Origin of the sequence: Pseudomonas sp. NPDC089554 (genome assembly GCF_050280645.1) — a bacterium.
Classification (GTDB): Bacteria; Pseudomonadota; Gammaproteobacteria; order Pseudomonadales; family Pseudomonadaceae; genus Aquipseudomonas.
In genome coordinates this window covers 15,483-25,916 of the sequence record NZ_JBNNVR010000037.1, presented here as the reverse complement: position 1 = coordinate 25,916, position 10,434 = coordinate 15,483, and the positions used below count along the sequence as shown (strand labels likewise).

The 10,434-nt window shown below is 66.7% G+C and carries 8 protein-coding genes; 4 read left to right on the top strand and 4 right to left on the bottom strand.

All coding sequences use genetic code 11. The features are described 5' to 3' along the window. Nucleotides 1–48: 48 nt before the first annotated feature. Genes dsbG through dsbD form a run of 3 tightly spaced genes read right to left on the bottom strand, consistent with a single transcriptional unit; the run spans nt 49 to nt 3,369 of the window. Nucleotides 49–807, bottom strand: a complete 759-nt coding sequence (gene dsbG / locus ACQKPE_RS13320; RefSeq protein WP_427666464.1) for a thiol:disulfide interchange protein DsbG — start codon at nt 805–807, stop codon at nt 49–51. Between the two features lies 1 nt (nt 808). Beyond that, a complete protein-coding gene (locus ACQKPE_RS13315; RefSeq protein WP_427666462.1) occupies nt 809–1,645 on the bottom strand; it encodes a prolipoprotein diacylglyceryl transferase family protein in 837 nt (278 codons plus the stop codon). After that, nucleotides 1,645–3,369, bottom strand: a complete 1,725-nt coding sequence (gene dsbD, locus ACQKPE_RS13310; RefSeq protein ID WP_427666461.1) for a protein-disulfide reductase DsbD — start codon at nt 3,367–3,369, stop codon at nt 1,645–1,647. Before dsbD ends, ACQKPE_RS13315 begins: the two co-directional genes overlap by 1 nt. 190 nt (nt 3,370–3,559) lie before the next feature. On the opposite strand from dsbD, the gene ACQKPE_RS13305 reads away from it, so the two are divergent. The 4 genes from ACQKPE_RS13305 (at nt 3,560) to ACQKPE_RS13290 (ending at nt 8,888) form a co-directional block, all read left to right on the top strand. Continuing rightward, complete coding sequence (locus tag ACQKPE_RS13305; RefSeq protein WP_427666460.1) at nt 3,560–4,243, top strand: response regulator; 684 nt, start codon at nt 3,560–3,562, stop codon at nt 4,241–4,243. Then, nucleotides 4,240–5,556 (top strand): ATP-binding protein, encoded by a 1,317-nt coding sequence (locus ACQKPE_RS13300; RefSeq protein ID WP_427666458.1) that lies wholly within the window; start codon nt 4,240–4,242, stop codon nt 5,554–5,556. The genes ACQKPE_RS13305 and ACQKPE_RS13300 overlap by 4 nt, the downstream gene beginning before the upstream one ends. A gap of 179 nt (nt 5,557–5,735) precedes the next feature. Then, nucleotides 5,736–7,136: an aspartate aminotransferase family protein gene (locus ACQKPE_RS13295; RefSeq protein ID WP_427666456.1), complete on the top strand. Its 1,401-nt coding sequence runs from the start codon at nt 5,736–5,738 to the stop codon at nt 7,134–7,136. A 129-nt stretch (nt 7,137–7,265) separates the two neighbouring features. Then, nucleotides 7,266–8,888 carry a twin-arginine translocation signal domain-containing protein gene (locus tag ACQKPE_RS13290; RefSeq protein ID WP_427666454.1) on the top strand — a complete coding sequence of 541 codons (1,623 nt, stop codon included), beginning with the start codon at nt 7,266–7,268 and terminating at the stop codon, nt 8,886–8,888. 141 nt (nt 8,889–9,029) lie between these two features. Here ACQKPE_RS13290 and ACQKPE_RS13285 read toward each other — a convergent pair whose 3' ends face one another. Beyond that, nucleotides 9,030–10,433: an efflux transporter outer membrane subunit gene (locus ACQKPE_RS13285; protein ID WP_427666453.1), complete on the bottom strand. Its 1,404-nt coding sequence runs from the start codon at nt 10,431–10,433 to the stop codon at nt 9,030–9,032. Between the last annotated feature and the right edge of the window lies 1 nt (nt 10,434).

The following is a 10,434-nucleotide window of genomic DNA, read 5'->3' as shown; positions in this document are numbered from 1 at the left end:
CGATGCGCCCCTTTCGCGGGCTTGCCCGCGAATAGGGCCTTCAGCCGATCAGCGCTTCCCGAGAATCTTCCCAAGCATCTCTGGCCGCGGTGCCCCTTGCTGGCTCTGCAATTGCCCTTGCTCATCCAGATAGAAGATCGCAGGCGTAGCACCCAGGCCCATTTGCTCCATCAGTGCCTGGTTGGCGTCGAGCTTCTTCTGAACCGCAGCCGGAATGCTCTCCAGTGCTTTCAGCGTACTGGCCTTGCCGGCTTTCTCATGCTGCTCCAGGGCCTTGGCAGGGTCTTTCGCCGCCAGCAGCGCGGCGGACTTGCCTGGGCTGTCCGGGCGGATAATACCGACCATGATGTGGCGCAACTGCACCTTGCCCGCGTCGACCCAGGGCCGCGCCTGCTGCCAGAACATGTTGCAGTACGGGCAGTTGGGGTCGCTGAACACATAGAGGGTGCGGGGCGCGTCGGCCTTGCCGTCGGCGATCCAGGCGGTTTTTTCAAGATTGGCCCAGATCTCTTTGCTCATCGGTGCATACACCAGTTTTTCCAGCGGCTCGGCACTGAGGTCCTGGCCTTGCTCGTCGAACAGGCTGCCGACCAGCACGTGCTTGCCATCGGGCGTCAGGTACAGGGCGATGCCGTTGTTCTGGTATTCGGCGGCGTAGCCGCGCAGGCCATTAGGGGCATCGAAGCTGCCCTTGATCTTCGCACCCTTGGCCTCCAGTTGCTGGACCGCCTTGGGCAGGTCTTCGGCCTGTACCAGCGGCGCGGCCAGCAAGGCCAGGGTCAGGGGCAGCAGGGCATTCAATCGCATGTCAATTTCCTTGTGTTGCGGGGGCGGGCGCAGCGGCCCGTTCGAAAGGTTCCAGGGCTTTGTGCAGGCTGGCCCGCGACAACTCGCCCAGGTGACTGCCGATCAAGCGGCCGTCGGCGTCGTAGAACAGGGTGGTGGGCAGGGCCATGGAGCCGACCTGGCGGGCCAGCTGCCCGGTGCCGTCGAACAGCACGTGGTTCAGGCTCAAGCCGGTGGTGGCGAGGAAGGTGCTGACCATCTCCGGGCTTTCGCCCTGGTTGACGAACAGGAACGTCACATGGGGGTAGGCGTGCTGGGCCTTTTGCAGCACTGGCATTTCGCGCCGGCAGGGCGGGCACCAGGTCGCCCAGATATTGATGACCAGCGGCTTGCCCTGGTAGCTGTGCAAGGCCACGGCTTCGCCGCGGGCGTTGTTCAGGCTCATTTCCGGCAAAGCCGTGCCCTTGCCGTACAGGTGGCTGCCCAGGCTTGCGAGGCCCCAGAACAGCGCACCGCTGAACAATGCCCAGCCCAGCGGCCGACGCAGGCCGGGACGGCGCCAGTCCTGCCAAAGGGCCGCGACGACGATGCCCGCCAGGCCGCTCCAGGGGTGGAAGCCGCCGTCGCGAATGTCGATGACCTGTGCCAGCTCGTCGCGGTACATTGACCAGTACTCGATGACGAAGCCTGCGCGGGCGCACAGCAGGCCGATCAGGAACAGGTTGAACAGTGCCGACTCGGGGCTTTCGCCGCCGCGCCGGGCCACGCGCCAGCCAACCAGGCTGGCGATGCCCAGCGCGGCCAGCAACAGCAGGTGGTTCAGGGCCATGGTCAGTGGCCCCAGGGTCACGGTCAACATCAGCCTTGGCTCCTGGTCTGGGCCCAATGTTGCAGGAAGCCGGCGGCATCGATTTCGCCGGTAATGCGGCGGGCGCGGCGCTCCTCGCCTTCCGGGCCGACCCAGATCAGGCTGGGCGGGCCGGGCACCTGGTAGCGTCGCAGCAGTTCACGGCTGGCCGGGCTGTCGGCGGTGACATCCAGGCGCACCATGTGCACACCGGCCAGGCTGGCTTGCACATCGCCTCGGGCGAACACCTGTTTTTCCATGACCTTGCAGGCTACGCACCAGTCGGCATAGTAGTCGACCAGCACCCACTGGCCACGCGCCTTGGCGGCGTCCAGTTCACGTTGCAGGTCGGTGGGGTTGTTGACGGTGACCACATTGTCATGGGCGCTCGCCTGCGCAGGCGCCGCGCCACCGGTGAACGGTTGCAGCGGCTGCCACAGGTCGTTGCCACCGGCAGCGGCACCGACCAGCAGCAGGCCACCCCACAGGGCGCCGAGCAAGGGCAGGGCGCGCAGTGCCGGCAGGCGCTGCAAGGCCGGCCATGCAGCCCAGGCCAGGGCGATCAGCCAGGCGCCGGACAACGCCAGCAGCAGCGGTTCGGGCATCAGGGTACGCAGGGTGTACAGGGCCATGGCCAGGAACACGAAGCCGAACACACCCTTCACCAGGTTCATCCAGGCGCCGGGACGCGGCAGGTAGCGGTTGCCCACGGTCACCAGCAGCAACAGCGGCAGGCCCATGCCCAGGCCCAGGTTGAACAGCACCAGCCCCCCTTGCAGTACGTCGCCGCTCTGCGCGATGTACAGCAGGGCGCCGGCCAAAGGTGCGGTCATGCACGGCCCCAGCAGCAGGCCGGACAAGACACCGAGCAGCGCCGCGCCATACAGGTTGCCGCCGCGGGCGCCTTGGCCGGCGCGGTCCAGGCGGTCGCGCAGGGCGCTGGGCAGTTGCAGTTCGAAGGCGCCGAACATCGGCAGGGCCAGGATCACGAACAGCACCGCCAAGCTGGCAAGCAGCCACGGTTGTTGCAGCCAGGCTTGCAGGCTGGCGCCCAGCAGCGCGGCAATCACACCCAGGCCGGCATACACCAAGGCCATGCTCAGTACGTAGACTCCCGCCAGCAGCCAGCCGCGCCGGGCGCTGGCGCCATTGCCCAGGACCAACCCGGCGAGAATTGGCAGCATCGGCAGCGAGCATGGGGTGAAGGCCAGCAACAGGCCCAGGCTGAAGAACACCAGCAGGTTCCAGGCCAGGCTGGCTTGTTGCAGGCCGCTGGCGAGGGCCTGGTCGGCAGCCTGTTCGATGGCTTGACCAGCGGCCGTCGGCGCGGCTTGGCCGCCCAGGTCGATCACTGTGGTCTGTGGCGGGTAGCAAAGCCCTGCGTCCGCGCACCCCTGCCAGCCCAGGCGCAGTTGCCCTTTGGCCTCGGCCGGCAGCACCAGCTCGAGCTCGGTACGATAGATGGCGCTGTCACCGAAGAACTCGTCGTGATGGTTCAGCGCAGCAGGCAACTGCGGGTGCTGCTCAGCGGGGATGCCATCGAACTTCAGGCGCTTCTGGTAGAGGTAGTAGCCGTCCTTTATCTGGAAATACAGGCGCATTTCCCCAGACGGCAAGCGGTCGTGGCTCAGCATGAAGGCCTGGTCCACCGGCAGGAAATCCGACTTGGGGGCGAACGGGTTGGCCTGTAGCGGGCCGGCGAGCAGGAATGTCAGTAGAAGCAAGAAGATACGCATGTCTACGCCTTGGTAGTGCAATGATTGCGCCATATTGGGGCAGGTCGATTAACCGGAAATTAACCCTGTCCTACGGATCCTATCCTACGCCGTGCGGCAGCATTGGCCTTGGCTTCGATAGAATGGGTCATAATCCTCGCTTAATCAGCCCATGCTGCACTGGCACGATTCCCCACTGGAGACCCCATCCATGCACGTACTGCTCTGCGAGGACGATGACCTGATCGCCAGCGGCATCTGCGCAGGCCTCACCGCGCAGGGCCTGACCGTGGATCGAGTCGCCACGGCCGGGGCGGCCCAGGCACTGCTCAAGGTCGCGCAGTTCGATGTGATGATCCTCGACCGCGGCCTGCCCGACGAGGACGGCCTGAAACTGTTGCAGCGCCTGCGCCAGCAGGGTGACGCCTTGCCGGTGCTGGTGCTGACCGCCCGCGATGCGGTCACCGATCGGGTCGATGGCTTGCAGGCCGGTGCCGACGACTACCTGCTCAAGCCGTTCGACCTGCGCGAGTTGTCGGCACGCTTGCATACCCTGTTGCGCCGGGCAGCCGGGCGGGCGGTGAACTTCATCGAGCATGGCCCGCTGCACTACGACCCCAGTAGTTGCGAAGCCACCCTGGCGGGTCGCCCGGTGGACCTCTCGCGGCGTGAGCAGGCGCTGCTCCAGGCGCTGCTGCAGAACCCCGGTCGGGTATTGTCCAGTGAACAACTCAAGGATTGCGTGTACGGCTTCAGCGACGAAGTCGAGAGTAACGCTCTGAACGTGCATATCCACCACCTGCGCCGCAAGCTCGGCAACGGCATCGTCGAGACCGTACGCGGCCTGGGCTATCGCCTGGGGCCGGCGCAGGCACCGGAGGAGGTCGCGCCATGAGCCTGCGCGTGCGCCTGTCGCTGATCCTGGGCAGCGCCTTCATCCTGATCTGGGTGCTGGCGGCAGCCTGGATGCTGCGTGACCTGCGCCAGCAGATGATGTTCTCTCTCGACCAGCGCCTGGTGGCCTCGGCGCGCATGGTCGCGGGTCTGGTCGACCAGTTGCCCCAGCCACTCACCGCCAAGGGCCGCGAAGCACATTTCTCGGCCGACCAGTTCAGCGTGCCGGACGGCATGGCCTGCCAGGTCAGCTCGCTGCGTGGCGAGATCCTGGCCAGCAACCACAAGCACGACGGCAGCATGGACGATGAGCACAGCGGTTTCCGCGACCAGACCATCGACGGTGCCTCGTGGCGTACCTTTACCTACAGCCATGGCGATGTGCGCATCACTACTGCCGACCGCCACCAGGAGCGCGAGGCACTGAACCAGTCGATCCTGCTGGCGGCCTCGGCGCCGGTGCTGGTGGCCTTGCTCGGTAGCCTGGGCCTGGTGTGGATCGGCCTGGGCAAGGGCCTGGAGCCGCTCAACCGCATGCGCGATGCCCTGCGCAGGCGGCGCGCCGACAGTGTCGAGCCGTTGCAGGTGGCCGGCATGCCCAGCGAGTTGCAGCCGCTGCTGGAAACCCAGAACCAGCTGTTCCTGCGCATTGCCCAGACCATCGAGCGCGAGCGTCGCCTGACCGACGATGCCGCCCACGAGCTGCGCAGCCCGCTGACGGCGATCAAGACCCATCTTCAAGTGGCGCGCATGACCGATGGCGCGGTGCGCGAACAGGCCTTGGAGCATGCCGAGCAAGGTGCCGATCGCATGCACCGTACCCTTGAGCAGTTGCTGATGCTGGCCAGGGTCGAGGGCAGCCTGTCGTTCGACGATGGTGTGCAGTGCAGCGCCGAGCAGGTGGCCCAGCAGGCGGTGCAGGATGCCGGCGGTGGCGACAACCGGCGCATCGTGCTGCGTTTGCCGCCCGAGGCTACCCAGGTTTACCTGGGTATGCCGGCGCCGCTGGCGGTGGCCGCGCTGCGCAACCTGCTGGACAACGCCTTGCGCCATGGCGGCAACGAGGCGGTCGAGCTGGAGGTGCAGATGGTCGATGGCCAGGTCGGCTTCCTGGTGCGTGACCATGGGCCGGGGATCGCCGAGGAAGACCTCGAGCACCTTACCGAGCGTTTCTGGCGTAACAATCAAAGTGGCGGTTGTGGGCTGGGGCTGGCGATCGTGCAGGCGATCGTCCAGCGCTGCGCCGGCAGCCTGCGCTTCGACAGCCGCAGTGACGGGCTGCGGGTATGGCTGCAGGTGCCGGTACGTCCTTGAGCCCTCTAGCGCCAGTAGCGGCCTCTGCGCGGGTTTACCCGCGAAGAGGCCGACACAAATCTCCCGCCAAGCGCTAAATCCTCGCCTCACTCAAGCGTTTTCCAAGCGATGACTTCCCCGACACACCTCCGGATACAGGGACGTGGCGGGCATTCCTTCCTGCTTGCGAGGATTTTCCGATGTCTAACGTTTCCAGCCTTGCCCAGGCCCGCCCTGCGGCCGAGCCCCAGCCCCTGTACCACTTCGAGGACTCGGCCCTGCTGCTGCGCCAGCAACAGCAAGAGTCCAACGCCCGCAGCTACCCACGGCGCATTCCGCTGGCGCTCAAGCGCGCCCGGGGCCTCTACGTCGAAGACGTCGAGGGGCGCCAGTTCATCGACTGCCTGGCCGGCGCCGGCACTCTGGCCTTGGGCCACAACCACCCGGTGGTGATCGAGGCGATCCAGCGCGTGCTGGCCGACGAGCTGCCGCTGCACACCCTCGACCTGACCACCCCGGTCAAGGACCAGTTCGTTCAGGACTTGTTCGCCGTGCTGCCCGAAGCACTGCGCCGTGAAGCGAAGATCCAGTTCTGCGGCCCGACCGGCACCGACGCGGTGGAAGCGGCGCTGAAGCTTGCCCGCACCGCCACCGGTCGCAGCACCGTCCTGGCATTCCAGGGCGCCTACCACGGCATGACCCAGGGCGCGCTGAGCCTGATGGGCAGCCTGGGGCCGAAAAAGCCCATGGGCGCGCTGCTCAACAGCGGCGTACAGTTCATGCCGTACCCCTACGACTACCGCTGCCCGTTCGGTCTCGGTGGCGAGGCCGGTGTGCGGGCCAACCTGCACTACCTGGAAAACCTGCTGCTCGACCCGGAAGGCGGTGTGCAACTGCCGGCGGCGGTCATCCTTGAAGTCGTCCAGGGCGAGGGCGGTGTGATCCCGGCGGATATCGAGTGGCTGCGCGGTGTGCGCCGCATCACCGAGCAGGCTGGTGTGGCGATGATCGTCGACGAGATCCAGAGCGGCTTCGCCCGCACCGGGCGGATGTTCGCCTTCGAACACGCCGGCATCGTGCCGGATGCCGTGACCCTGTCCAAAGCCATCGGCGGCAGCCTGCCGCTGGCCGTGGTGGTCTATCGCGAATGGATGGACAAATGGACCCCAGGCGCCCATGCCGGCACCTTCCGCGGCAACCAGATGGCCATGGCAGCAGGTTCGGCGGTCATCAACTACCTGGTCGAGCACCGCATCAGCGAGCACGCCGAAGCCATGGGCCAGCGCCTGCGCGGCCACCTGCAACATTTGCAGCGGGACTACCCGCATTTGGGCGACATCCGCGGACGCGGCCTGATGCTGGGCGTGGAGCTGGTCGACCCGAGCGGCAAGCGCGATGCCCTGGGCCACCCGTTGGCGTCCCGGGAGCTGGCGCCGAAGGTGCAGCGCGAATGCCTCAAGCGTGGCCTGATCCTCGAGCTGGGCGGCCGTCATGGCGCCGTGGTGCGTTTCCTGCCGCCGCTGATCATCAGCGCCGAGCAGGTGGACGAAGTGGCCGACCGCTTCGCCCGTGCACTTCAGGCAGCGGTGGCTTCTGCGTAAGGCATGCGGGCTTGCCCGTGACGGGGGCGCGCCGCAAGTGGTGGCCCCGGCCACGGTAAATTTCCCCCGCTGGCTTACGTTCTAGCTGGGATAGAAGCCGCAGCTCGGCTGGAACGGATTAGAGGCGCAATGAGCATTTCCCGACGAGGATTCATCGCAGGCCTGGCTGTAGCGGGGGCGGCAGGCACCGCTGCCTATTACGCGCACAAGGAACTGACCCACGACCCGGAGGACGATATCGTCACCCCGGGCGAGGCCAGCGTGGAGTTGGCCGACTATGCCGGTCAGGTGCTGGCCGACAACCTGCGAGGCGTCTGGGATATCCGTTTCGAGGGCGTGGATGCCGGGCTGGAAGGCTTGCCACTGGAAGGCGTCGAAGTGTTCTTCGACATCGCCACCAAGGGCCGTGGCCTGCGCGGTTTCGTCGATACCGGCGAGCGTTTGCGCAAGGAAGGGCCGGTGGCCTATCGGGTGCTGGGCGACCTAGTCGGGGCGTCTTCGAGCGAGGTGCGCTGGCGCCTGCTGAGCAACAGCGGTGGCCCCGGCTACGAATGCGTGGCCAGCCTCGACGAGGTCTGGGGCAGTTTCGCCAACGCCGGCAGCGGCACCCTGAGTGGCCGCCTGTTGCGCCTGGATCGGCCCTTGACCCTGACCCTGCCCGACAGCCGCTTCGTCGCGGTCAAGCGCCTGTTCCCCGAGGCCCGCGAGCGCCTGCCCTACACCGAGCAGATGCAAGCCTGGGTGCTGAGCCCCGAACACCGATTGTTCCACCAGCTCTGGCACGCGACCCGCGACCAGTGGCACAAGATTCCCGAAGACAAACGCAACGCCTTGCGCGGCCTGGGCTGGCAGCCTGGCCCGCGTGATCGCGAGCGCGATGCTCGAGGCCTGCGCAAGCACCGCAACGGCTCGGGTATCGATTTTTTGTTCATGCACCGACACATGCTCGGTACCGCACGCAGCTTTCAGCCGCTGCCTTCGTGGCCACACTTTCCATTGCCGCAGCCGAGCGTGGAATTCGACCGAGTCGGCTTCGCTCGTTACTACGACAACCACGACGGCTGCTGTGTGCCGCCCAGCTGGCAGGCGCCGGGCGACGAGGCCTACGGTCAGTGGGTATCGGCGATAAAGGCCGGTGAGACCTACAGCAGCAATTTCCAGGTCTGGGAGTCGCAGTACCAGGACCCGGTGTACCTGTCGAAGCTGAGCCTGGGCGCGTTCGGCTCGGAACTGGAGATGAACCTGCACGATTGGCTGCACATGTGCTGGGCTTCGGTGCCTCGCGACCCCTCCAATGGCATTCCGGTGCCGTTCGCCCGCAACCCTGCCGATTTCGCCGCGCGCTGGTTCGGCCCGCAGAACGATTTTCTCGGCGACCCGTTCTCCTCCCATGTACACCCGGTGTTCTGGGGTTTTCATGGCTGGATCGACGACCGCATCGAGGACTGGTATCGCGCCCACGAGCGTCACCACCCAGGCCAGGTACAGCGTCTGGAGGTCAATGGCGTGAAGTGGTTTGCGCCGGGGCCTTGGGTGGAGGTCGACGACCCCTGGCTGGGGCCCGATACCCATGGGTGCAGCACTGTGCCGGGGACACTGCCGGGCAAGACGGTGGAGATGGACGTTGAGGTGATGAAGCTGGCGTTGCGCATCACCTTTGGCGATGAGGACGGTGTCCAGCCCTTGCTCGATCGGGTGCCACGCCGGCCCTGGTATGCGCGGCACCTGTCGTTGAAGAATATCGTTTCCTGATTTGATTGCAGGGCTTCGAATCTGTATTGGCCTCTTCGCGGGTAAACCCGCTCCCACAAGTACAACACTGCCCTTGAGAACAGCGCTGTACCTGTAGGAGCGGGTTTACCCGCGAAGAGGCCCGTGCAGGCGCTACAACTACTATTGCGCAGCCACCTGCCACCCACCCCCCAACGCCTTGTACAACGCCACGCTACCTTGCAACCGCGCCAGGCGCAGCTGCGCCTGCTGATCCAGCGCCTGGTACAGCGTGCGCTGGGTTTCCAGCACGATCAGCAAGGTCTCGGCGCCGGCCGCATAGCGCTGTTCAGCGAGCTCGAAGGCGATGCGCGCCTGGCGCACTTCCTCGTCCTGCCACTGCCGCTGGCGGTCCACGCCGGCGATCGCGTTAAGTGCCTTCTCCACATCGGCAAAGCCCGCCACGATGCTGGTGCGGTAGTTCTCCAGCAGCTCGTCCTGGACCGCCTTGGCCAGGTCGTGACCCGCACGGCGCTGGCCGTTGTCGAAGATCGGCGCGGTGAGCCCGGCGGTAAGGGTGTAGAACGGGCTGTCGAGCAGGTTGGCGAAGGTGCGCGCGCCGCTGCCCAGGTCGGCGCCCAGTACTACTCGTGGCAGCATCGCCGCCCTGGCCACCTGTACGTCGGCGCTGGCTGCGGCCAGGCGGGCCTCGGCGGTGGCGATGTCCGGGCGGCGGCTGAGCAGGTCGCTGGGTACGCCGCTGCCGATCTGCGGCCAGCGCAGGCTATCGATTGACTCATCGACTGCGGACAGTGACTGCACGGGGTCGCCCAGCAGGGTCGCGAGGGTCACGCGGTTGTCTTGCCATTGCTGCTCCAGCAGCGGCAGCTGGCGCTCTTGGGCGGCCACCAGGCTGCGCTGCTGGGCCAGCTCAAGGCGGGTGGCGGCGCCGGACTGCGTGCGGGCCTCCACAAGCCCGAGGACATCCCGGGCATTCTTCAGGTTCAGGCGGGCGATGCGTAGCTGTTCTTCCAGGGCCAGGTTGCGCAGGTAGCTGTCGGCCACCGCGCTGGTGAGGGTCAGCTCTACCGTCTGGCGGTCGAAACGGCTGGCGTCGAGGTTGAGCAGTGCGCTGTCGCGGGCGGCGCGTAGGCCGCCCCAGAAGTCCAGCTCGTAGCTGGCGCTCAGGCGGGTGCCGAACGAGGTACTGGTGCGATCACTGCTGCTGGCGTCGAGCTGGTTGTTGCCGTCACCTCGCAGCAGGCGCTGGCGGCTGCCGTCCAGGCCCAGTTGCAGTTCAGGCAGCAGCGGGGCGCCGGCGATCACGGCATTGGCCTGGGCCTGGCGTACGCGCGCGGTGGCGGCCGCCAGGTCGTGGCTGTTGTCGCGGGCGCGCTGTACCAGGCGGTCCAGTTCGCGGCTGGCGAAACCGCGCCACCAGTCGTGGTCTGGCAAGGGCAGGGCGGGGTCGCCCGGGCCTTGCCAGGCCGCAGGCGGGGTGAGGTCGGCGGCCGGCGGGGGGCTGGCGGAGCAGGCGGCGAGGGCGATGCTCAGGGTCAACAGGCTGATGCGTCTTGGCAATGTCATG